Annotated in this window: 24 protein-coding genes, 1 tRNA gene and 1 pseudogene; 11 read left to right on the forward strand and 15 right to left on the reverse strand. The window is 61.8% G+C overall.

Translation table 11 applies throughout. The features are described 5' to 3' along the window. Positions 1-485: 485 nt before the first annotated feature. Positions 486-1,538: pseudogene (locus tag NKI24_RS20150) on the forward strand (recombinase family protein); the annotation flags it as partial. Positions 1,539-1,883: 345 nt separating this feature from the next. On the opposite strand, the gene NKI24_RS20155 reads toward NKI24_RS20150, so the two are convergent. Together NKI24_RS20155 and NKI24_RS20160 are read right to left on the reverse strand one after the other, a co-directional pair. Then, positions 1,884-2,090 (reverse strand): hypothetical protein, encoded by a 207-nt coding sequence (locus NKI24_RS20155; RefSeq protein ID WP_352747761.1) that lies wholly within the window; start codon positions 2,088-2,090, stop codon positions 1,884-1,886. 40 nt (positions 2,091-2,130) lie between these two features. Next, positions 2,131-2,207, reverse strand: a tRNA-Met gene (locus tag NKI24_RS20160). A gap of 236 nt (positions 2,208-2,443) precedes the next feature. On the opposite strand from NKI24_RS20160, the gene NKI24_RS20165 reads away from it, so the two are divergent. Next, a complete protein-coding gene (locus tag NKI24_RS20165; RefSeq protein WP_352747764.1) occupies positions 2,444-3,418 on the forward strand; it encodes a Gfo/Idh/MocA family protein in 975 nt (324 codons plus the stop codon). Between the two features lie 13 nt (positions 3,419-3,431). Here the strand turns inward: NKI24_RS20165 and mnmA are convergent, their stop codons facing one another. Further along, the gene (gene mnmA, locus NKI24_RS20170; RefSeq protein ID WP_352747767.1) at positions 3,432-4,622 is read right to left on the reverse strand and encodes a tRNA 2-thiouridine(34) synthase MnmA; all 1,191 of its coding nucleotides are present in this window, start codon (positions 4,620-4,622) and stop codon (positions 3,432-3,434) included. Positions 4,623-4,883: 261 nt separating this feature from the next. On the opposite strand from mnmA, the gene sciP reads away from it, so the two are divergent. Continuing rightward, positions 4,884-5,159 (forward strand): CtrA inhibitor SciP, encoded by a 276-nt coding sequence (gene sciP / locus NKI24_RS20175; RefSeq protein WP_023679563.1) that lies wholly within the window; start codon positions 4,884-4,886, stop codon positions 5,157-5,159. Positions 5,160-5,216: 57 nt separating this feature from the next. Here sciP and NKI24_RS20180 read toward each other — a convergent pair whose 3' ends face one another. Then, the gene (locus NKI24_RS20180; protein WP_352747769.1) at positions 5,217-6,143 is read right to left on the reverse strand and encodes an NADP-dependent oxidoreductase; all 927 of its coding nucleotides are present in this window, start codon (positions 6,141-6,143) and stop codon (positions 5,217-5,219) included. Between the two features lie 93 nt (positions 6,144-6,236). On the opposite strand from NKI24_RS20180, the gene NKI24_RS20185 reads away from it, so the two are divergent. Beyond that, positions 6,237-6,632, forward strand: coding sequence for a winged helix-turn-helix transcriptional regulator (locus NKI24_RS20185; RefSeq protein ID WP_352747771.1), 396 nt, complete (start codon positions 6,237-6,239; stop codon positions 6,630-6,632). A gap of 62 nt (positions 6,633-6,694) precedes the next feature. Here NKI24_RS20185 and NKI24_RS20190 read toward each other — a convergent pair whose 3' ends face one another. Further along, positions 6,695-7,072 carry a flagellar export protein FliJ gene (locus NKI24_RS20190; protein ID WP_023719275.1) on the reverse strand — a complete coding sequence of 126 codons (378 nt, stop codon included), beginning with the start codon at positions 7,070-7,072 and terminating at the stop codon, positions 6,695-6,697. 450 nt (positions 7,073-7,522) lie between these two features. Between NKI24_RS20190 and ctrA the strand changes: the two genes are divergently transcribed. Beyond that, positions 7,523-8,218 (forward strand): response regulator transcription factor CtrA, encoded by a 696-nt coding sequence (gene ctrA, locus NKI24_RS20195; RefSeq protein ID WP_006203583.1) that lies wholly within the window; start codon positions 7,523-7,525, stop codon positions 8,216-8,218. Positions 8,219-8,323: 105 nt separating this feature from the next. On the opposite strand, the gene NKI24_RS20200 is transcribed toward ctrA, so the two are convergent. The 3 genes from NKI24_RS20200 to NKI24_RS20210 all read right to left on the reverse strand — a co-directional run bounded on the left by NKI24_RS20200 (position 8,324) and on the right by NKI24_RS20210 (position 9,775). Next, the gene (locus NKI24_RS20200; protein WP_352452918.1) at positions 8,324-8,692 is read right to left on the reverse strand and encodes a response regulator; all 369 of its coding nucleotides are present in this window, start codon (positions 8,690-8,692) and stop codon (positions 8,324-8,326) included. Positions 8,693-8,932: 240 nt separating this feature from the next. Next, complete coding sequence (gene chpT, locus NKI24_RS20205; protein ID WP_352452917.1) at positions 8,933-9,562, reverse strand: histidine phosphotransferase ChpT; 630 nt, start codon at positions 9,560-9,562, stop codon at positions 8,933-8,935. Between the two features lie 21 nt (positions 9,563-9,583). After that, positions 9,584-9,775 carry a hypothetical protein gene (locus NKI24_RS20210; protein WP_352747775.1) on the reverse strand — a complete coding sequence of 64 codons (192 nt, stop codon included), beginning with the start codon at positions 9,773-9,775 and terminating at the stop codon, positions 9,584-9,586. 127 nt (positions 9,776-9,902) lie between these two features. Here NKI24_RS20210 and NKI24_RS20215 point away from each other — a divergent pair, with 127 nt between their 5' ends. Next, positions 9,903-10,484 carry a DUF1134 domain-containing protein gene (locus NKI24_RS20215; protein WP_352747778.1) on the forward strand — a complete coding sequence of 194 codons (582 nt, stop codon included), beginning with the start codon at positions 9,903-9,905 and terminating at the stop codon, positions 10,482-10,484. 149 nt (positions 10,485-10,633) lie between these two features. After that, entirely contained in the window at positions 10,634-11,797 is a 1,164-nt protein-coding gene (locus NKI24_RS20220) for a coiled-coil domain-containing protein (protein ID WP_352747780.1), read from the forward strand. Positions 11,798-11,834: 37 nt separating this feature from the next. Here the strand turns inward: NKI24_RS20220 and NKI24_RS20225 are convergent, their stop codons facing one another. Continuing rightward, entirely contained in the window at positions 11,835-12,632 is a 798-nt protein-coding gene (locus NKI24_RS20225) for a TrmH family RNA methyltransferase (RefSeq protein ID WP_352502237.1), read from the reverse strand. A 312-nt stretch (positions 12,633-12,944) separates the two neighbouring features. Between NKI24_RS20225 and NKI24_RS20230 the strand changes: the two genes are divergently transcribed. Next, positions 12,945-13,949, forward strand: a complete 1,005-nt coding sequence (locus tag NKI24_RS20230; protein WP_352747783.1) for a L,D-transpeptidase — start codon at positions 12,945-12,947, stop codon at positions 13,947-13,949. 55 nt (positions 13,950-14,004) lie between these two features. Here NKI24_RS20230 and NKI24_RS20235 read toward each other — a convergent pair whose 3' ends face one another. From NKI24_RS20235 to NKI24_RS20250, 4 genes are all read right to left on the reverse strand, one after another. Beyond that, on the reverse strand, positions 14,005-14,343 hold the full coding sequence (locus tag NKI24_RS20235; protein ID WP_023679553.1) for an ArsR/SmtB family transcription factor: 339 nt from the start codon (positions 14,341-14,343) through the stop codon (positions 14,005-14,007). Between the two features lie 173 nt (positions 14,344-14,516). Next, positions 14,517-15,278, reverse strand: a complete 762-nt coding sequence (locus tag NKI24_RS20240; RefSeq protein WP_352747785.1) for a HugZ family pyridoxamine 5'-phosphate oxidase — start codon at positions 15,276-15,278, stop codon at positions 14,517-14,519. A gap of 16 nt (positions 15,279-15,294) precedes the next feature. Next, positions 15,295-16,056 carry an SDR family NAD(P)-dependent oxidoreductase gene (locus NKI24_RS20245; protein WP_352747787.1) on the reverse strand — a complete coding sequence of 254 codons (762 nt, stop codon included), beginning with the start codon at positions 16,054-16,056 and terminating at the stop codon, positions 15,295-15,297. A gap of 63 nt (positions 16,057-16,119) precedes the next feature. Continuing rightward, complete coding sequence (locus NKI24_RS20250) at positions 16,120-16,674, reverse strand: GNAT family N-acetyltransferase (RefSeq protein ID WP_352743340.1); 555 nt, start codon at positions 16,672-16,674, stop codon at positions 16,120-16,122. A gap of 280 nt (positions 16,675-16,954) precedes the next feature. On the opposite strand from NKI24_RS20250, the gene NKI24_RS20255 reads away from it, so the two are divergent. After that, positions 16,955-17,944 (forward strand): glutathione S-transferase family protein, encoded by a 990-nt coding sequence (locus NKI24_RS20255; protein ID WP_352743338.1) that lies wholly within the window; start codon positions 16,955-16,957, stop codon positions 17,942-17,944. Positions 17,945-18,063: 119 nt separating this feature from the next. Beyond that, positions 18,064-18,213 carry a hypothetical protein gene (locus NKI24_RS20260; protein ID WP_352540966.1) on the forward strand — a complete coding sequence of 50 codons (150 nt, stop codon included), beginning with the start codon at positions 18,064-18,066 and terminating at the stop codon, positions 18,211-18,213. 303 nt (positions 18,214-18,516) lie between these two features. Here NKI24_RS20260 and NKI24_RS20265 read toward each other — a convergent pair whose 3' ends face one another. After that, positions 18,517-19,014, reverse strand: coding sequence for an NUDIX domain-containing protein (locus NKI24_RS20265; protein WP_352743336.1), 498 nt, complete (start codon positions 19,012-19,014; stop codon positions 18,517-18,519). A 53-nt stretch (positions 19,015-19,067) separates the two neighbouring features. Between NKI24_RS20265 and NKI24_RS20270 the strand changes: the two genes are divergently transcribed. Beyond that, entirely contained in the window at positions 19,068-20,000 is a 933-nt protein-coding gene (locus NKI24_RS20270; protein WP_352747807.1) for a metallophosphoesterase family protein, read from the forward strand. Positions 20,001-20,075: 75 nt separating this feature from the next. Here NKI24_RS20270 and NKI24_RS20275 read toward each other — a convergent pair whose 3' ends face one another. Next, entirely contained in the window at positions 20,076-20,693 is a 618-nt protein-coding gene (locus NKI24_RS20275; RefSeq protein WP_352452908.1) for a hypothetical protein, read from the reverse strand. Positions 20,694-20,760 lie beyond the last annotated feature (67 nt).

The following is a 20,760-nucleotide window of genomic DNA, read 5'->3' on the forward strand; positions in this document are numbered from 1 at the left end:
GTTGGAAAAGACGTCGTCGCTCCAGGCCTGCCATGATTGTCTGAGCTATGCGGCTTGGCATCGTCAAATCTGGATGCAGGTCCGTCATTTGAACCTAGGGCTTTGGATCGACAACCAGCGGGTGGGCCCATCCAGGTCGCAAAGACGTTTCAACAAACTCAACAGATGATCCCGCTGGCGCCTGTCCCTTTCACACGTCGTCGCGTCCGATCTGTACGACCACGCGCGTAGCCCACTTCATTAGCGCTGCAAGGCCCGGCATCCTTCACTCCGATGAAGCAGTCGGTGAACAAGCGGAATGCTGCCGGGCCAAATGCCTGCACGCGTCGGGCGATGCAGCATGCGCTCGATCCTATGCTAGTACAGTTCGTGGAAGCTCTTGCGATTGCTGATGCTAGGCGCGATCATCTCGCCGTGAGGCCGTCTGCTTCGACATCAAAATCGGATGTCGCCGAAGCAATTGGCCGTAACGGCGAGGTTCATGAATGACACGCGCAGCCATCTATGCCCGGTTCTCGACCGAGCTGCAGAACGAGAAATCCACCGATGACCAGATAGTCCTTTGCCGCGCGTATGCTGCGCGGCATCGACTTGATGTGGTTGCGGCTTACGAGGACAAAGCTCGCTCTGGCGCTTCGATGTTTGGCCGCGATGGCCTGATGAGAATGATGGATGCGGCGCGCGAACGAAAGTTTGATGTCGTCATTGTTGAGGCACTCGATCGCCTTTCGCGCGATATGGAGGATCTCGCTGGGCTTCACAAACGACTGTCATTCCTGGGGATCGAGATCCAAGCTGTTCACGACGGTACAGCTGACGCGATCTTGATCGGAATTCGAGGTCTGGTGGGCCAGATGCAGCGCGAGGACGGTGCTAAAAAGGTGCGCCGAGGAATGGCCGGAGTGGTTCGGGACGGGCGCCATGCCGGCGGTCGCGCATACGGCTATAGGGCAATTCCCGGGAGACCCGGTGAACTGGAGATCGTTGAAGAGGAGGCTAAGGTTGTTCGCCGGATTTTCGCGGCCTATACCTCTGGCCGACCACCACGCGAAATAGCACAAGATCTCAATCGCGAAGGCGTTTGTCCGCCTCGCGGCACTCGTTGGAACGCCTCGACCATCAACGGCAATGCACAACGCGGCGCGGGGATGATTTTGAACGAGCTTTATTTTGGACGCATCGTCTGGAACAAGGTTCGGATGGTTAAGGACCCAGATACCGGCAGGCGTCTGTCGCGTCCGAATAGCCGCGACCAGTGGCAGACAATTGACGTCCCACAGCTGCGTATCGTTGATGAAGAGATATGGCGATGCGCGCAGGCCTTGAAGACAGAAAAATCTCGCCTGAAATCGAGTGTCAAGCGTCGGCCGCCGCACCTCCTCTCGGGCCTGTTACGATGTGGCTGCTGTGGTTCGGGCATGTCGGTGCATGACCGCGACAAGACTGGCAAAACACGAATCCGCTGCTCGACAGTTCGTGAGAGCGGCAGCTGCTCCAATCGTCGCATAGTCTATCTGCGGAACGTAGAGAATGCTGTATTGGATGGAATGCGTGATGAGCTGAAGGATCCGCGTCTCATTGAGATCTACGTGCGGAATTATAATCAAGAGCGTCAACGGCTGGCAGCCGGTGCGACCAATGCTCGGATCACCCTTGAGACAAAGATCGCACGGATTGAAGCCGAGCGACAACGCAACATTGACTTGGTAGTCAAGGGAGTCATTGGGGATGACGACGCCCGAGAACGCATCGCCGAACTGAAAGGTCGACGCATCGAGGCCGAGGCAGAACTCGCCAATCTTGAAGAGGCGCCATCAACCCTTACCGTACATCCAGCGACGATAGAGAGGTATGTCAAAACGGTCGATGAGCTCGCTTCGGTCTTAGCCCATCACGCCGAAGCGATTGACGATCAGGGCGCGCTGGTGAAGAGCTTCCGCGCGCTCGTCCACAGTGTGACGGTTCATCCCAAAGGGGCGCGACAGGGTATTGAGGTCGAGGTCAAAGGCAAGCTTGCCGCCCTCATCGGTGGCAACACGTTTCCCCAAGCGCGCTATGCTGGGGAACGCGCGGTGGCCGAGGTGCGCCACAGGCAAGATCCCACTATTACGTACGATAGTGGGTTGAGGGTGGTAGCGGGAGAGGGACTTGAACCCCCGACCCCAGGATTATGATTCCCGTGCTCTAACCAACTGAGCTACCCCGCCAGGGCGGCGAAGGCCCGAAATCCAGCTTAAATCGGCAGGCATATCGGCGCGTTCGCCAAGGTCGCGCGGATATAAGGTTGCGAGGCCAAGCATGTCAAGCATCGAAGTGGCTGCCGCGCCGGCATATTGCTGACGCCGAAAGCTTTGCCGGGCAGACATTTGGGCGCACAGGCCGGGGTTGAGTTCAGCGAGGCACGTCGCTATGTCTCGGCCACGAAAGTCATGGTCATGAATTGATGAAACCGCGCATTGCAGTCCTCGGTTGCGGATACTGGGGCAGCAACCACATCCGCACCCTAAAGGCGCTCGGCGCGCTGCATGCGGTTTCGGACGTCAACCCCGCGCGCGCGGAGGGTTTTGCCAGCGAGCAGGATTGCCTGGCGATAGAGCCGGAGGCGCTGTTTGCCCGCGACGATGTCGACGCCATTGTCATGGCGCTGCCGCCGCAGTTCCATGCCGACATGGCGGTGCGCGCCGTGCTCGGCGGCAAGGACGTGCTGGTGGAGAAGCCGATCGCGCTGACGGTGGCCGATGCCGAACGCTCGGTGCAGGCGGCCGTCGATAATGGCCGTGTCTTCATGGTCGGCCACGTGCTGCGCTTTCATCCCGCCTTCGAGACGCTGAAGGCGCTGATCGACAATGGCGAACTCGGCGAAGTCCGCTACATCCATTCGCATCGGCTCGGCCTCGGCAAGTTCCACACCGAAAACGACGCGCTATGGGATCTGGCGCCGCACGATCTGTCGATGATCCTGGCCATCACCGGCACCGAACCGGTCGAAGTGCGCGGCGAAGGCGCTGCTCTTCTCGACAATCTCAGCGACTTTGCGCATCTGCACATGCGCTTTCCCAACGGCCTGCGCGGCCATCTGTTCGCCTCGCGGCTCAACCCTTACCGCGAGCGGCGGCTGACCGTTGTCGGCACCAAGGCGATGGCGGTGTTCGACGATGTCGAGCCGTGGGAGCGCAAGCTTGCCGTCTATCGCCACGCGGTGTGGCAGGACAGCGGCCAATGGGCGTTCACCGCCAACGAGCCGTCCTATGTCGCGGTCGGTGAGGGCATGCCGCTGACGCGCGAGCTGGAGCATTTCATCCACTGCATCGAGACGCGGGCCGAACCGCGCACCAGCGGCGAGGAGGCCATCCGCGTGCTGCGCATCCTGACCGCCGGCACCGTCGCCCATACAAGGCCCGCCCATACAAGGCCCTAAGAGAAAACGCCGTCTATTCGGCGGGAACCCGCGCCGGCTGGACGGCAAGCCGCGTCAGCATCGCCTCGGCCTCGGCGCCGCGCTCGGAGCGCTCGATGAAGCCGCCGCCGAACACGCGCGCCTCGTTGCCATCGTCGGAATAGAGCACGCAAGCCTGACCGGGCGCGATGCCGGATTCGCCGTCTACCAGTTCCACCGAAGTGACACCGGCGCGGTGATGCAGCACGGCCGGGCGCGGCGGCCGCGTCGAGCGCACCTTGGCGAAAAGCTCAAGCCCGGCCGCCGGGATAGCGGTCAGCGGGCCATCGCCCAGCCAGTTCATGTTGCGCAAGAAGATCTTGTGGGTCTCCAGCGCCTCGCGCGGGCCGACGACGACGCGGGCCCGGTCGGCGTCGAGATGAACGACGTAGAGCGGCTCGCCCGAGGCGATGCCGATGCCGCGGCGCTGACCGACGGTGTAGCGCAAAATGCCCTCGTGGCGGCCAAGCACGCGCCCGTCTATATGGACGATGTCGCCCGGATTGGCGGCAGCCGGCTTCAGCTTGGCGATGATGTCGGAATACTTGCCCTGCGGCACGAAACAGATGTCCTGGCTGTCCTGCTTGGCCGCGACCGTCAGTCCCATCTCCTCGGCGATGGCGCGAACCTCAGGCTTCGACAGGCCGCCGAGCGGAAAACGCAGATAGTCGATCTGCGCCTGGGTGGTGGCGAACAGGAAGTAGCTCTGGTCGCGGTCGGCGTCGACCGGCCGGTAAAACGCGCGGTGGGCGCCATTGGCGCCGGAACGGATGTAGTGGCCGGTTGCCAGCGCGTCGGCGCCGAGTTCCTTGGCGGTCGCAAGAAGGTCGGCGAATTTCACCGTCTGATTGCAGGAAACGCAAGGGATCGGCGTTTCGCCGGCGACATAGCTCTCGGCGAACGGGTCGATCACCGCCTTGCGGAAGCGCTCCTCGTAATCGAGGACGTAATGCGGGATGGCGAGCGTCTCGGAGACGCGGCGGGCATCGTCGATGTCCTGGCCGGCGCAGCATGAGCCGGCCCGGTGCGTTGCCGCGCCGTGGTCATAAAGCTGCAGCGTGACACCGACGACGTCGTAGCCCTCGCGCTTCAGGAGGCCGGCAACGACCGACGAATCGACACCGCCCGACATGGCGACGACGACGCGGGTGTTTTCGGGGCGTCCGGGAAGATCGAGGCTGTTCATGGTTCTTTCGTTCTGCGCGGCGCTTCAATGCCAATGGCCGGAATATAGGTCAAGCGTCTCGGCTGCGCCAGCTTTGCCGGGCCGGCTCATTTTTCCTGCCGGGTTCAATGCGCTTGCCGGCAGATGTTTCAAATGCCGATGAAAAGGCTAACGCCGCGTTCATGATCCTTACCTAACCATTAGGGTCTGCTTAGGCAAATTTTAAAGCTGTGGCGGTAATGTGGTGGGGATTGGGTCTTTGAGTTTTTTGTAGAGAGTACGATGACCGATCTAATTAGACCGCGAGTCAAATATGTTATCGGGCCGGACGGCAGCCCACTTACCATCGCCGATCTGCCGCCGACGAACACACGTCGCTGGGTTATCCGGCGCAAGGCGGAAGTGGTGGCGGCGGTGCGTGGCGGGCTTTTGAGCCTCGAAGAGGCATGCCAGCGCTACAAGCTCACCACCGAGGAATTCCTGTCCTGGCAAGCGTCGATCGACGAATACGGCCTTGCCGGCCTGCGCACCACGCGCATCCAGCAATACCGGCATTAGGCCGATAAGGGCGCTGATCAGCGCCCTTACGTCTGCGAGGGTCGACGATCTGCAATTTCAGACCGTCAGCACCACCTTGCCGATCGGCCTGGTGGCGAGAAAGGCATGGGCGGCACCGGCCTGTTCGAGGGGAAACGCCTTTGCCACGTGGACGGCCAGCTTTTTCGCGTCGATCAATTTGCCGAGCTCCACCAGAGCGGCACGGTCGGGCACTACGGACATGCGCTCGACGTGGATGCCTCGCGTCCTGGCCTTTGCCTTGGTGGCATCGCTGACATCGAGCAGCGACACCAGAACGCCGCCGGCCGTGAGCACTTTCAGTGATTGCTCCGCATGCACGCCGCCGAACGGGTCCAGAACCAGATCGATGTCGCGGGCCTTCGCGGTGAAATCGTCCCTTGTGTAGTCGATCACCTCGTCGGCGCCGAGCGAGCGGACGAAATCGAGCTTTTCCGGGCTGGCGGTCGCGACGACGTAAGCGCCGTGCGCCTTGGCGATCTGCACCGCCAGATGGCCGACGCCGCCGGCTCCGGCGTGGATCAGCACGCGCTTGCCAGAATCGAGCCGGCCATGGCGGACAAGGCCTTGCCAGGCCGTCAGGCCAGCCAGCGGCAGCGCCGCGGCTTGCGCGTGATCTATGCCTTCAGGTTTCGGCGCAAGCTCATCAGCCGGGACAGCGGCGAGTTCGGCGTAGGCTGCCGCCTGTTTGGGAAAGCGCGGCATGCCGAACACGGCATCGCCGACCTTGAGGCCGGAGACGCCGGAGCCCAGCGCCTCGACAGTCCCCGAAACGTCCCAGCCAAGGACAAAAGGCGGCTCGCCAAGCAGCGGATAGTGGCCGCCGCGCACTGCGCCATCGACCGGATTGATGCCGGCCGCTTCGATGCGGACGAGCACTTCGCCGGCTTCGGGTGATGGCGCGGGGCGATCGGCAATGACGAGGACATCGGGTCCGCCGAAGGAATTCTGGATAATGGCACGCATGGAAGGCTCTCCTGCTGGTTTTGATGTGCCACTATCATTTGGATAGTTATTTTCTCTTGTCTAGTATGTACCTTTTTGATATATATGCACCCCATGGATAGTAAAGATGTTTCCCCTTTTGGCTATGACGCCTTTCGGCGGTCGTGCCCGTCACACGCCGTGCTCGAGACGCTCGCCAGCAAATGGGTCTACCTGGTGATCTGTGCGCTGCGCCGGGGCCGGCTCCGCAACGGCGAATTGGCGCGCAAGCTCGAAGGCATCACGCCGAAAATGCTGACGCAGACGCTGCGTATCCTGGAACGCGACGGGCTTGTGCGGCGCGAGGTTTTCCCGGTCATTCCGCCGCGGGTCGAATATGAGTTGACCGAACTTGGCCAGAACCTGGCAGGGCTGCTCAATCAGATCAGAGCCTGGTCGGAGCAGCATGTGCCCGACATCAAAAATGCGCGCGCACGGGCGGCGGAACAGCAAGAAGATCTGGATGCCTGAGGCGGGCACAGTTCGGTGCGCAGCAATAGCGCGCAAGCGCGACGCGCGTTAAAGTCTTGTTTTCACCCGATCATGGCGCTGCGGCCGCCGGCTTCTGTGTCGCGCGCCTTGGTGTCGCGCGATTCCAGCATCTCGGCCTTGGAAAGCTCCGCTTCGGCTTCGCTCAGCAATGATTCGGCGACATTTCGCTGCTGGGCGAGGTCGCTTTGCGAATTTCTAAGGTTGTCGCGGCGTAGCCGTGCCGCCTTGGCGAAGGTCGGATAAGCAAAGTGATTGATGTCGGTGATGCCGGCCTTCTTCTCTTCGGCAGCAATCTGAAGTTCCAGCTCGACGGCCATGCGCTCGAATTCGGCGATCATCATGTCGAGCTGCAGCAGCTGCCGCCGCTTCTCGCTCACCTGAAATTGCTTCAGCCGAACGAGGTTTTCACGTGACTTCATGATTCGGTACTCCCGGAAACGCACACCTGCACATATCGTCCAATTCACCCGGCAAGGCCCAGGCTTGACCCGTTTCCACCGGCTTTCCCCGAACTATGGGAAACAAACTCCTAAAGTTTTTTGCCGGCGGTAACCATTCGTTTACGGGCATTGTTAATCATACGGCTCAGGACTTAAGGGCGGGTAAAAATTCTGCTTCTCGTCGGGAAACCCGGCCAACGAGTCCGAAGAGTCACTTAGTCTGGCTTATTAATGTGCTGCATTAACGGTTTGGGTCTGTGATTCGTTATTGGATTCAACAAGGTGTAGAAAGGGGTTAAAAAATCTGATACCGTCATGGACGGGGAATTAGGTTTTATTAACCATTCGATGGCAGCCTCTGCTCAGGCAATCACTGCTCCGGTCCTGGACGGGTCGTGAAATGGTCCGGCGGCAGAAAAGGGGAATGAAATGCGCGTTCTGCTGATAGAAGACGACAGTGCAACCGCACAAAGCATCGAGCTGATGCTGAAATCGGAAAGTTTCAATGTCTATACGACCGACCTTGGTGAAGAGGGCGTCGATCTAGGCAAGCTTTACGATTACGACATCATTCTCCTCGACCTCAATCTTCCCGACATGTCGGGCTATGAAGTTTTGAGAACACTTCGCCTGTCCAAGGTGAAGACGCCGATCCTCATCCTCTCCGGCATGGCCGGCATCGAGGACAAGGTGCGCGGCCTCGGCTTCGGCGCCGACGATTACATGACCAAGCCCTTTCACAAGGACGAACTGGTCGCCCGCATCCATGCCATCGTGCGGCGTTCCAAGGGCCACGCCCAGTCGGTCATCACCACCGGCGACCTGGTGGTCAATCTCGATGCCAAGACCGTTGAGGTCGGTGGCCAGCGCGTGCATCTGACCGGCAAGGAATATCAGATGCTGGAACTGCTCTCGCTGCGCAAGGGCACCACGCTGACCAAGGAAATGTTCCTTAACCATCTCTATGGCGGCATGGATGAGCCAGAACTGAAGATCATCGACGTCTTCATCTGCAAGCTGCGCAAGAAGCTTGACGCCGCGTCTGGCGGGCAGAATTACATCGAGACCGTCTGGGGCCGCGGCTATGTGCTGCGTGAGCCCGAAGATATCCGCGTCAGCGCCTGAACTAGGGGCGTGATCCCAAGGTGGGCGCCGATTTTTTCGGAAAAGAACCCGGCAAAACAACAAGATAGAGCCGATCCGATTTTCGTCGGAATGGAACAGCTCTGATCAGGCGGCAATCTTCAAGGCGCGGAAGCACTCGAGCAGTTGCGGCCGGTTGAACGGCTTCAGCAGGTAGCCCTGGGCGCCGGCTCGTTTTGCCCGCATGATCGCCCCGACATCGACCTCGACCAGCGAAATCAAAACCTGCGGCAATACCGGGCTTTCCATGGCGCGCAGGCGGCGGATGAGGTCCTGCGCCTGCATGTCCGGCAAGGCGCCGTCGACGACGATGATATCAGGCATGTCGGCCGCGCACATCTCGATCGCCTCGTGGCCGCTGGCGGCTTCGATCACCATCATGCCGGAACCGCCCAGGATACGCCTTGCGACCTTCCTGATGACGCTCGAATTGTCGACGAACATGCAGCGTTTCATTCCGGGACCCTCTTTGCCATGCGGCGAACCGGCAGCGTCGTGGCATCTGCCGGGGAACATAGGCCGATCTGGTAAAGAAGCCGAAAAGCCGTTAGGTAAAATTTTCCTGAAGGTGTTTTAAGCGAAATCTTCTTTCGCAATGCTTCACGCAATCAATCCGCAAGCCCGCCCCACAGATGTTAGGAACAGCGCCGCAAATATGACTTGAGAAAAATACTTTCCCCACTCTTTAGGAGAACTTCAGGCTGCCGAAAGGACGATCTCGTCGGCGGTCGCATGGATCGAAATCGTCATGTTGGCTTCGCGGGCCAGGAGCAGCGTGTAATAGGGCTGCACCGAATGCGCGTCGATCGGCTCTTCCGGCCTGTGGCCGGAATGCAATTCCAGGAATTTGGGCGGCACGCGGAGCATCGGGCCGCTCGCCGCGAGCGCAAAGCGCGGCTCGGTCTCGAGGTTCTCCAGCGTGACCACCAGCCTGCCGCCGCGCGGAATGGCGGCGTTAGCGACGAGGATGAGATTGAGCAGCAGCTTGACCTTGTTCTTGGGCAACAGTGCGCGGGTTCCGTTCCAGATCAGTTCCGGCTTCTCGTTCTTCAGGAAGGCGATGGCCACGGCCTCGGCGTCCCCGGTGTCGATCAGCATGCCGGCGGAACCGGCGGCGCCGAAGGCGATGCGGGCGAATTGCAGGCGGGCGGAGGCGTTTTTGGCGCTTTGGCGGATCAGCTTCATGGCGTCTTCGTCGGCGCCGCCTTCGTCGAGCAGCTCAAGCCCGTTGTTTATGGCGCCGACCGGCGAAATGATGTCGTGGCAGACCCGGCTGCACAGCAGCGCTGCCAGATCGGGTGCGGAAAGGGTGAAAAGCTCGGCCATCGGCAAAAATCCCTGCAAATTTCACAACACAATGACCGGGCGATCATGATCACGCCTGTCCACACGAATCACGCTCTCTCCCAAGCATTCTGAATACACAGCGCTTGTGCGTGCAGCAACAAATCCGAAATCATGATTGTCGAAAATGGCGTGTTCACGCAGCAGGATGCTGCGCGGGCGATGTGAAAACAGCCTTCGAACCGCCATCTTCATGTGGGAGTTTAATGGTTGAAAAAGGATTACGGCATAGTTTGCCCCTAACAGTCATCCTTAACGGCCGCCAAAGAGCCGTACGGGTGCGAGGCGTCGGCGAAAGTGCTCCCTGACGGAGATTGGAAGCATGGTTTCCCGATTCTACGACCGGACTTTTTTCCGTGTCGTCTCAATGACGATCGCGCTCATCGGCCTTGTCGCCTTTTCGGCATCGGCCGCGCGGGCGCAGGAATACACCGCGCAGGAGATCGTCGATTCCGGTCATAAATTCTTCGGCGCGACATCGGGCGGGCTCGCCACCGTCGTCGAGAAGATTTTCGCCACCTATGGCCTGCCGAACGGCTATCTGCTCGGCGAAGAGGGGTCCGGGGCGCTGATCGGTGGCCTGACCTATGGCGAAGGCACGCTCTACACCAAGAATGCCGGCGACCACAAAGTGTTCTGGCAAGGCCCGTCGCTCGGCTGGGATTTCGGCGGCGAGGGCTCGCGCGTCATGATGCTGGTCTACAATCTCGACGATGTGAGCAGCCTGTATAATCGTTTTGGCGGCGTCGCCGGCTCCGCCTATGTCGTCGCCGGCGTCGGCTTCAACGTGCTGAAGAACAACAATGTGCTGCTCGTGCCGATCCGTACCGGCGTCGGCGCCCGTCTCGGCGTCAATCTCGGCTACCTCAAGCTCACCCAGCGCGCGACCTGGAATCCGTTCTGACACCTGCATGATGGCGCCACTGCGATTGGAGCTGTGATCCCACGGTCTGAGCTTTGCCGCGGCATACTCTTGCCGTGGCGCCGGATTTCCGTCATGCGAAGATGGCAAAGTCGACCTTTGGCGGTTGCCATGCACAACGGATAGTCATCTTGGTCCAGTCGATCCTGTTCTTTGTTCTCGGCTTTCTCTGCGCCGGCTTTCTGGCGCTGATGATTGCTCCGGCCGTGTGGCGGCGGGCGGTGGCGCTGACGCGCAAGCGCGTCGAGGGCTCGATGCCGTTGACGCTGGCCGAGATCCAGGCGGACAAGGATCGCATTCGCGCCGAGTTCGCGGTTTCGGTGCGCCGGCTTGAAATGACCGTCAAGTCATTGCGCGAGAAAGCCGCCGAACAGCTGGTCGAGATCGGCCGCGACCGCGAAGCCCTGAAGGAATTGGCGGCCGAGCGACAGGACAAGAACCGGGTCGTCGCCGATCTTACAGCCAGCGGCGAGGAGCTTCGCAAGCGTGATGAGCAACTGCAGCAGCTGTCGGAACGGCTTGCGGAGACCGAGCGCGCCCTCGAAAAGCGCGGGCTCGAACTGCGGAAACTGGAGCACATGTATGACGACGCCAGTTTTTCATCCAGCAGCCGGCAGATCGAGCTGGTGGCGCGCGAATCCGAGCTGCAGAAGTTGGCAAGCGACATTTCGCTGCTGCGCGGCCAGCGCAAGGAGGCGGACAGGCGCAGCCAGGAATTGGCAGCCGAAAGCAAGGTTTTGCGGGACGCGCTGAAGGCCGAGAAGAAAAGAACCGGCGACCTGGAAAAGAAGGTCGAACGCCTGCTCGCCCCGCTGGCCGATCGCGAGGACAGGCTCGAGCGCCGCGAGAAGGAACTGGTGCGCCTTCGCGAAAAGCCGAAAGGCGCTGAAAGGGCGCCTGCGGTGGGTCTTGCCGGCGTGCCAGGCAGTCAGGTCAATGTGGCCGCCAACGGCGACATCGAACAGACAACCGCCAAGCTGGACGCCGACCGCGAGCGGCTGGAGGCCAGGCTGACGTCGCTGGCACGCGAGAACAGGCGGCTGAAGACAGATCTTGCTGCCGTCGAAACGTCGAAATCGCGGACCGGAGACGATACCGGCAGCGCCAGCGCGGCATTGCGCGAAGAGATGAACGATCTGGCGGCGCAAGTCGTGGCGTTGACGGCAAAACTCGACGGGCCGGATTCGCCGATCGCCCGGGCGCTTGCAGCGCCTGAGGATACGCGGCCGGGGAGCGGCGGACGCAGCCTTGCCGATCGGGTGCGGGCGCTGCAGAAGGCCGCTTCGACCGACTAAGATTCCACAAGCGCGAGCGGGACGCCCCGGCTCTAAATTAGGCTCCGGAAAAATGATGCAGCGCGATGGCTGATGCGGCGGCGACGTTCAGGCTGTCGAAGCCCTGCGCCATACCGATCCGCAGCGTCTGCAGGCGGGCAAGCAGGCTTTCCGGCAGGCCTTCGCCCTCGGTGCCGAGATAGAGCGCCAGCCGCTCGTTTCTCTTGGCATCGCGAATGTCGATCTGCCCGCGCGGCGACAAGGCGAATTGGCTGAAGCCTTGCCGGTCGAGCATTGCGGTGCAGCCCGCGGTATCGGCAAAGCAGGCGAAGGGGACTTTCAAGGCCGCGCCCACCGAGACGCGGATTGCCTTGCGGTACAGCGGATCGCAGCAGGTCGGATCGAGAAGCGCGGCATCCGCGCCAAAGGCGGCGGCATTGCGGAAGATCGATCCCATATTGTCATGATTGGCGATGCCGACCAGCACCACGATCAGCGCGCGGGCGGGCAGTGCGCCGAGCAAAGCTTCAGCGGAGACGGCCGCGCCCTTGCGGCCGATCGCCAATATGCCGCGATGCATGTGGAATCCGGCAATCCTGTCCATGACTTCGCCGGATGCGACATAGATCGGAAGCCCGGCAGGCGCCTTGCGCAGGACGTCATCGAGGCCGGCCAGCCGGTTCTCGAGCACCAGCACCGATTCTGCCTCGAAGCGACGGGCGGCAAGCAGCGTGTCGAGCACCACCTTGCCTTCGGCGACGAAACGGCCCTGCCGGCCGGCAAGATCGCGTTCCCGGATGTCGAGATAGGCGGCGACGCGAGGATCCTGCGGGTCGTCTATGCGGATCGGATTCATGGCTTCCTCGGCGGATCTTGGCGTCGGCCGCGAATCGGGATTCGGCTTCGGAAGGCATGATGCCGGATCCGAAGCTCTGACCGTATCTCAGCGTCCAAATGGATGCACGCCGTTCTAACGGTCAAATCCAATCACAAGGCGCCGGGCCGAGACGCCTTGCCTGGCCTCCTGGCGGCATGGAGATATTGATTCCCGCGGCACGGCACTTCGGCCAAGCCGCTTCAATGCAGAATTTCGATGGGGCGAAGGAACCCCACGGGGCCATGCCGCGTCATAGAGGCGGGCTCCTGCTGCGGTCCTGGGAGGACATCGATGATCAGGCTCCTCCTCGTCTTTACCGCCACGCTTGCCCTTGCATGTGGCGTGGCCAGCGCGGCCAAGCTCGATCCAGCCACCGTCAATCAGGCCCAATTCACTATCGGCGAACCGAAGGGTGTCGATCCGATGCTGCTGAAGGCGCAGATCCTTCTGGATCGGGCCCGCTTCTCGCCGGGCCTGATCGACGGGCGCCTTTCCCAGAACTTCGCCAAGGCCGTCGCCGCGTTTCAGGCGGCAAACGGACTTCCGCCTGAGGGCAAGCTCAGTCCACAAACCTGGAGCAAACTCATCGCAACCTCCGCCAAGCCGGTGCTGGTGACCTATGAGGTGATGCGCAAGGATGTGCGTGGACCGTTCACCCGGCGTATTCCGGCTCGCTTGGAGAGGATGGCCCGCTTGCGGCGGCTCGGCTACCGCAATGCGGTGGAGAGGTTGGCCGAGCGCTTCCACGTCAGCGACCAATTGCTGCGAATGCTCAATCCGGGCACCAGCCTCAGGAAACCAGGCAGGACCTTGGTGGTGCCTGATGTCGGCAGAGGCGACCCTCCCGCCGGCGTCGCCGCCGTCGAGGTCGACAAGGGCGCCCGCCTGGTGCGTGTGCGCGACCGTGCCGGCAAATGGCTGGCGGTCTACCCCGCCTCGATCGGGAGCGAGGAGAAGCCGGCGCCAAGCGGCATGGCGGAGGTCAGGCGCGTGGTGCACAACCCTACCTATCACTACGATCCGGACTTCGCTTTCAAGGGGGTCAAGACCAAGCGGCCCTTCACCATCGCTGCCGGGCCGAACAACCCCGTGGGATCGGTCTGGATCGATCTCTCGATCGAAAGCTACGGCATCCACGGCACGCCCGAACCGGGCAAGATCGGCACGACCTTTTCGCATGGCTGCATCCGGTTGACCAATTGGGATGCCGAAGACCTTGCCTCCATGGTGCAGCCGGGCACGAAGGTCGAGTTCAAGGACGAGATTGCGCAGGCCGCCGACGAGCGCGTTCAGTAGCAAAGCGGACTTGGCAGCAAAGCGGATTTGGCGGGGCATTCTCCGCCTCGGCCGCTCAGGTCCCGGCGCGACGCAGCCGGTGAGCCATCTGCGACAGTTCACCTTCGCCGAAAATGCCGTCCAGCATGTGCAGCAATTCGCGCACCGCCGCGGACTTGCAGGAATAATAGATCATTTGCCGGTCGCGGCGGGTCTCGACAAGGTCGGAAGCCCTGAGCTTGGCCAGATGCTGTGACAGGGCGGATTGGCTGAGCGATACCTTCTCGGCTATGGCGCCGACCGACATCTCGCCCTCGGCCAGATAGCTCATGATCAACAAACGTTTTTCGTTGCCCATCAGCGTCAGAAACGCAGCCGCGGTTCCGGCGTTGGCGACTAGTTTGTTCGAGACCATAGATCCCCCATGCCTTCTTGCTCATCCGCCGCTATGGGGGCAATAGCGTCGGATTCCATAGACTTTCCCTATAGATGCACGCCAGCGATTCAGCGTCACTCGCAAAGGTAGAACATTTCGCTCAAATCTCAAGGCTTGCTTTCCACGCAAGCCGATTAACTGTGCGGCTGTGATTAATTTGCCGATCGGGCCGCCTTGGCCATGTCAACCAGGACAGGCCTGAGGTCGCGCGCCGCTCTCAGCGGCTCGGGGAAGAAAACCCGACAGACATTGTCGCCCGATATGAGATCCATCCCGTCGGCGTCGAACCCGGTGACGATCCAGCCGTCACTCTCGGCCCCGCCGAAATGACTTGCGTAGAGGGCAATCGCATCGAGATGGTCGGCGTTCATGTGGTCGAGCGCCGATTGCTCGCCGGCGGCAAGCTCTTCGACGATCGCTCCCGTCGCGACCAGATCGGTGCGGTCGAGCAGATAGGCCTTGCCGAAGCCTCCGTTCAGGCTGGCGCGCTCCGGTTCGAGCCGGAAAATCGAGAAGTCGCCGAGCCCGGCATAGAGTTTTGCATTGGGGTTGCGGTTGAGGTAGCGCCGCTCGGCACGGGCGTGTTCGTTCGCTCCGCGTTCGAGCCGCACGGCGCGGCAGACGAGCGTCAATCGCGGATGCGCCAGCGGATCGCCCTTGCCGGGTTCGCCGACGAGCAACGAGCAGCGCGGGTCGGCAAGGATGGCGCCGGTATGGGTGGACAGCATCGATACCAGGATCAATGGCGTGCCGTCGATGTCTGTGGCGACGCCGACCCGGCTGGCCAGCGGCGAACCGGTTCCTGGTTCGAGCACTGCCAACGCGCCGAAACGGGCGCTGCGGATCAGCGTCTTTGCCAGCCTGATCGCCTCGGTATCGGTCGCGCGGATCACGTCTTTCCTGGGTTCGTCCAAGGCATCACCGTCGCATTTATTTCGGCGCCATGCGGATGGCGCCGTCGAGGCGAATGGTCTCGCCGTTGAGCATCTGGTTCTCGATGATGTGCAAGGCAAGTGCCGCGTATTCCGAAGGCTCGCCCAAACGGGAAGGGAAGGGCACCGCGGCAGCGAGCGAATCCTGCACCTCCGGCGGCATGCCGGCCATCATCGGCGTCCTGAAGATGCCGGGTGCGATGGTGCAGACGCGAATGCCGGAGCGGGCAAGATCGCGCGCCACCGGCAGCGTCATGCCGACGACGCCGGCCTTGGACGCGGAATAGGCGGCCTGGCCGATCTGGCCGTCATAGGCCGCGACCGATGCGGTGTTGATAATGACGCCGCGCTCGCCGCCCTGCAGCGGTTCGAGCCTGGCGGTCCGGTCGGCGACCAGGCGGACCATGTTGAAGGTGCCGATCAGATTGACCTCGATCACCTTGCGGTATTGATCGAGCGGATGCGGTCCGTCCTTGCCGATCGTCTTCATGCCGATAACGATGCCGGCGCAATTGACCAGGATGCGCGGTGCGCCGAGCGTCTCTGCCGCTTCCGCGACTGCGGCGGCACCGCTCGCGGCGTCGCTCACATCGCATCGGACGGCGATGCCGCCGATGTCAGCCGCCACCTTGGCCGCACGCTCGATACCGAGATCGAGGACGGCAACCCTGGCGCCGCCGGCGGCAAGAGCGCGCGCCGTCGCCTCGCCAAGGCCGGAGCCGCCACCGGTGACGATCGCAATCTGGCCGTTCGGGTTCATCTCGACGTCCTCCTCCGTGCCCAGACTATGACGCCAAGCCACCGTGCGACAGCACCGGCATGGTCATGCCATCGCGGCGATGTGCGCGGCAATCCTTGCCTGGTCGGCGTGGCAAACCTCGCCCGCCAGCCTCGCCACCGCGCCCGGCACGATCTCGTGCGCCAAAAGCCGGTCGGGGTCGACCGGACGCGGCATCGAGATCTGCCCCCGCGGCAGCCTTTTGAAGCCGAGCGGGCCATAATAGGGTTCGTCGCCGACCAGCATCACCGCCGGCGCGCCGGCCTTGGCGGCGGCTTCCAGCGCGATTGCCACTAGCTTGCGGCCAATGCCGAGATTTTTGAAGGCCGGCCGCACAGCGAGCGGCCCGAGCATCAGCGCGCGGCCGGCACCGGCGGCGATGCGCGTCATCCGTACCGAGGCGACGACGATTGCGCCATCGACGGCCACGAAGGACAAAGCGCGTTCGTGCGGGCCACCTTGGCGGATCTTGTAGGCGGCAAGCACGAAACGGCCCGGCCCGAAGGCCTCGTTATTGATGGCTTCGATTTCAGGATCGTGCGCCGGAGTTTCCGGCAGGTATTTCACGTCGGCCAGGTATTTCAAGTCGGCAAGGCTCATGGTCTTTGCGTTCCGGTATACGAGGAAAGGTTTGCTGCAAGCGGCAGCGTTCGCCAGTCAGCGCTTCATCAAGCGCGGGCGCTCTTTCGTCGTCGGTCGAACCGGATCATGGCAAAGTCGAACATGCGGATGTCCGCTAGCACCAATTTTCAGCCGCCGCAATCGGCCGGCGCAGCCGACCGCACTCGACGACGCAGCCGTTGACGATCTGTTCAGCATCGGGGATTTCCGCGGCGCCGCTTGGTGCCCTACATCGGGTAGGAACGCGAAAGGATATTGCATGGGATTGCTAGTCGAAGGCCAATGGCAGGACCGCAGGTACGATAGCGGGGAGAGCGGCGGCAAATTCGTGCGCGCGCAGTCGCAGTGGCGCGACTGGGTGACCCGCGACGGCGCGCCGGCCGAAGGGCGAAAACGCGGCTTCAAGGCCGAGCCCGGCCGCTACCACCTCTATGTCTCGCTCGCCTGCCCGTGGGCGCATCGGACGTTGATCTTTCGCGTGCTCAAAAAACTCGAGGACGTGATTTCCGTCTCGGTCGTCCATCATTTCATGGGCGCCGACGGCTGGACGTTCCTGGCCGAGGACGGCGCCACCGGCGACACGCTCTGCGGCCTCGATTTCCTGCACCAGATCTACACCAGGGCCGATCCCGGCTATTCGGGCCGGGTCACCGTTCCCGTGCTGTGGGACAAACGCGAGCAGACCATCGTTTCCAACGAATCCTCCGAGATCATCCGCATGCTCAATTCGGCCTTCGACGAATGGGGCGATGCCAAGCTCGATTTTTATCCGCAACCGTTGCGCGGCGAGATCGATGCGGTCAATGCGCTGGTCTATCCCGCGGTCAACAACGGCGTCTACCGTGCCGGCTTCGCCACCACGCAGGCAGCCTACGAGGAGGCGTTCGGCGAACTGTTCTCGGCGCTCGATATGCTGGAAAACCGTCTGTCGAGGCAGCGCTATCTCGTCGGCGGCCGCATCACCGAGGCGGACTGGCGGCTGTTCACGACTCTGGTCCGCTTCGACCCGGTCTATGTGGGCCATTTCAAGTGCAATCTGCGCCGCATCGCCGACTATCCGAACCTGTCGAATTACCTGCGCGATCTCTACCAGGTGCCGGGCGTCGCCGGCACGGTGAATTTGCACCACATCAAGTCGCATTATTACGGCAGCCACGAGACGATCAACCCGACGCGTATCGTGCCGGTCGGGCCGGAGCTGGACTATGGCGCGCTGCACGACCGCGCGCGATTCAGGAAGGCTGCGTGAGACCGGTGACCTAGCGGAAGGTTTCTGAGTCCATCTTTGCCCTTCTAACGAGTTCAGCTTTCAATATGGTATTTCCAAATCGATTGGAGTAGCCGAGCGACGTTGCAAGGAACGCAACGATGCCGCTGATCATGACGATCACGACCGACATCTGGGGCGGGATTGCGCGTAACAATCCCGACGGCAGAAGCACAGCCATTCCCAAAATCATTTCTATCAGGGTTGAGAATCCGACCATTTTCCAGAATTCAGTGCGAGTAAAAAGCTGAGCATGTCGCTTTATAAAAACGAAATATGTCACGAATGCCGCAACTAATTGTATTGTGAATTGGATGAATCTTCCAACTTTTGCTAACATGCATGGATCTATCGCAAGAACTATTGTCGAAATTAACGCTATCACGGAAAATGTGATCACAATTCCCGTGTAAAGTGATACATAGAGCGCGATTCTAAATCTATCGTTTTGGCTGTGTTGCATTTTTTCTCCTCATCGCTCAGCATTTATCTCTCTGAGAACAATGAATGCTGCCGGTCTATACCGACGCAGCCAAAGCTGTTGAAGAGATGATCTACCAGTAAGGCGATGCCGAATTCCCCCCAAAAACCTCGGCAATCCGCCGCAGCGTCGCCGGCGTCGTTCCCTGGGGCAAGCGGTCGAGCGGGAAGAAGCCGGCTTCGGCGATTTCGCGGTCGGGCAGCTTAGGGCTTGGTTGGTCGAACTCTTCGACCAGATAGAGGCCGACATGGTCGCGGCGGCTGGCGCGGCGGTTGAAATGCAGCGACTTCAGCACCGGCGGTCCGGTCAGCGCGATGTTGCCTTCCTCGAACAGTTCGCGCGTCAGCGCTTCGATCATCGTCTCGCCCAACTCGACGCCACCGCCGGGCAGGTGCCAGCCCGGGACATAGGTGTGGCGGATGAGGAAGACGGAATTGGAGCGGCGGTCGTGGATCAAGCCGCGCACGCCGAGCGTCATCGGCCGCCGCAGTACGAAATACAGGTGAAACAGCCTTGCCCTGAAGCCCGGCCAGCCGGTCTGGCGCAGGGCTTGCTCCGGATCCGGCGTCATCGTCCGCGAAACCGTGAGTGGAAAGCCGCGCGCGGCTCGCCTATGAAGAAAAGATGTTCAGGCTCGCGCATATTTCCGATGTCCATCTGGGGCCGCTTCCCGATGTAACCTATCGCGATCTCGCCTCCAAGCGCGTGGTCGGTTACGTCAATTGGCAGCGCAACCGCCGCCGCTACATGCACGATGCCGTCATCGACACGATCGTCGCCGACATGAAGGCCAGCGGGCCGGACCATCTCACCATCACCGGTGACCTGGTCAATCTGGCGCTCGACGGTGAGCTCGAGATGGCCAAGCACTGGCTGGAGACGCTGGGCTCGCCCAATGACGTGTCGGTCGTGCCGGGAAACCATGACGCCTATGTGCCGGGCGCCTTCGACAAGACCTGCCGGTCCTGGGCGGCGTGGATGACCGGCGACGGCGTCAATACGCCGGTCGACCGCAACACCTTTCCGTATCTGCGCGTGCGCGGCGATGTTGCGTTGATCGGCGTCTCCACGGCGCGCGCCACGGCTCCCTTCATGGCCAACGGCTTCTTTCTGGAAGGCCAGGCGGAAAGGCTGCGCGGCATCCTCGACGCCACGAGCAAGCAGGGCCTGTTCCGGGTGATCATGATCCACCACCCGCCGGTGCGCGGCGCCGTTTCGCAGAACAAGCGGCTGTTCGGCATCTCGCGCTTCCACAAGGTTCTTCACCGGCACGGCGCCGAGCTTGTGCTGCACGGCCATTCGCATGTGCCGTCGCTGTTCTTCATCGGCGCCCGCAAGATCAAAATTCCGGTGGTCGGGGTCGCCGCCGCGGGGCAGGCGCCCGGCAGTTCGCATGCGCCGGCGCAATACAATCTGCTCGACATCGACGGTGAAAAGGACAATTGGCGGATCAGGCTGACGCGCCGCGGCCTGACCGGGCCGGCATTGCCGCCCAGCGACCTGCAGACAATGGAGCTTGGCGTGGGGGCCGAGGCCACGCTTGCCGGGGCGCGGTGAACTCAGATGGGAGCGTCTCGCCGGTCGTCAGCCGCACTCTGCGACGCCAAGTGACATCACTTGGCTGCAAATGCTTTAAAAGCTGATTTTCATCGCGACGATGCGGTCCCAGAACAGCACGAGCGAAATCGCCAGGCCGACCAGGGCGCCGGCGGCGATCAGGCCGAGGCCCGAGAAGAACGCCGACCAGCCGTTGCTGCGCGCAGGGACATGCAGCGGCGGCTCAGCCTCCGCCACCAGGGCGCGTTTCAGGCCGGCGACGGCCTGCTCGATGCCGCCTTCCATCATCCTCTGGCGTTCGACGACGCGCTCGGCGACATAGCGCGTCACCTGATCGGCAACGACCTTCATCTCGGTCGACTCGGCGAGCACGACGCGGCCGATGCGCGTGTCCTTGAGAAAGCGGTAGGTGCGGCGGTCGCGTCCCATGGCGACATGGCTGACCGCGTCGATCCACAGCCGTGGTTGCAGGCCGGACGAGACGGCGAAGTCGAAACTGTCCATATCGGTGGGTACGTCGCCGAAGACCGGCGCGAGTTCGGCGGCAAGCAGATCGAGCCGCATGCGATGCGCTTCGCGCATCTCGACGACGACGTCATCGCGGTCGGCGAAGGCGTTCTTGACGTCGCGAATGGCATCGGACAGTTTTCGCGACTGATCGATCTGGGTGATGTTCTCGCCTGCGTCCTTCATCGGCGTTGCCTCGCGGGGTTTGGTTAACACCGAATTAACACAGCCGTCGCCAAAATGCACTTGCGAG

The organism is Mesorhizobium sp. M0701 (assembly GCF_040320365.1).
GTDB lineage: Bacteria > Pseudomonadota > Alphaproteobacteria > Rhizobiales > Rhizobiaceae > Mesorhizobium.

Coding starts and splice junctions, on each gene's coding strand:
- NKI24_RS20190 (WP_023719275.1), bottom strand. CDS start 7,072: ATGAAGTCACGTGAAAACCTCGTTCGGCTGAAGCAATTTCAGGTGAGC.
- NKI24_RS20255 (WP_352743338.1), top strand. CDS start 16,955: ATGGGATTGCTAGTCGAAGGCCAATGGCAGGACCGCAGGTACGATAGC.
- NKI24_RS20235 (WP_023679553.1), bottom strand. CDS start 14,343: ATGGTCTCGAACAAACTAGTCGCCAACGCCGGAACCGCGGCTGCGTTT.
- NKI24_RS20225 (WP_352502237.1), bottom strand. CDS start 12,632: ATGAATCCGATCCGCATAGACGACCCGCAGGATCCTCGCGTCGCCGCC.
- NKI24_RS20245 (WP_352747787.1), bottom strand. CDS start 16,056: ATGAACCCGAACGGCCAGATTGCGATCGTCACCGGTGGCGGCTCCGGC.
- NKI24_RS20210 (WP_352747775.1), bottom strand. CDS start 9,775: ATGAAGATGGCGGTTCGAAGGCTGTTTTCACATCGCCCGCGCAGCATC.
- ctrA (WP_006203583.1), top strand. CDS start 7,523: ATGCGCGTTCTGCTGATAGAAGACGACAGTGCAACCGCACAAAGCATC.
- sciP (WP_023679563.1), top strand. CDS start 4,884: ATGACCGATCTAATTAGACCGCGAGTCAAATATGTTATCGGGCCGGAC.
- NKI24_RS20165 (WP_352747764.1), top strand. CDS start 2,444: ATGAAACCGCGCATTGCAGTCCTCGGTTGCGGATACTGGGGCAGCAAC.
- NKI24_RS20260 (WP_352540966.1), top strand. CDS start 18,064: ATGCCGCTGATCATGACGATCACGACCGACATCTGGGGCGGGATTGCG.
- NKI24_RS20215 (WP_352747778.1), top strand. CDS start 9,903: ATGGTTTCCCGATTCTACGACCGGACTTTTTTCCGTGTCGTCTCAATG.
- NKI24_RS20180 (WP_352747769.1), bottom strand. CDS start 6,143: ATGCGTGCCATTATCCAGAATTCCTTCGGCGGACCCGATGTCCTCGTC.
- NKI24_RS20200 (WP_352452918.1), bottom strand. CDS start 8,692: ATGAAACGCTGCATGTTCGTCGACAATTCGAGCGTCATCAGGAAGGTC.
- NKI24_RS20265 (WP_352743336.1), bottom strand. CDS start 19,014: ATGACGCCGGATCCGGAGCAAGCCCTGCGCCAGACCGGCTGGCCGGGC.
- NKI24_RS20270 (WP_352747807.1), top strand. CDS start 19,068: ATGTTCAGGCTCGCGCATATTTCCGATGTCCATCTGGGGCCGCTTCCC.
- NKI24_RS20250 (WP_352743340.1), bottom strand. CDS start 16,674: ATGAGCCTTGCCGACTTGAAATACCTGGCCGACGTGAAATACCTGCCG.
- mnmA (WP_352747767.1), bottom strand. CDS start 4,622: ATGAACAGCCTCGATCTTCCCGGACGCCCCGAAAACACCCGCGTCGTC.
- NKI24_RS20230 (WP_352747783.1), top strand. CDS start 12,945: ATGATCAGGCTCCTCCTCGTCTTTACCGCCACGCTTGCCCTTGCATGT.
- chpT (WP_352452917.1), bottom strand. CDS start 9,562: ATGGCCGAGCTTTTCACCCTTTCCGCACCCGATCTGGCAGCGCTGCTG.
- NKI24_RS20185 (WP_352747771.1), top strand. CDS start 6,237: ATGGATAGTAAAGATGTTTCCCCTTTTGGCTATGACGCCTTTCGGCGG.
- NKI24_RS20275 (WP_352452908.1), bottom strand. CDS start 20,693: ATGAAGGACGCAGGCGAGAACATCACCCAGATCGATCAGTCGCGAAAA.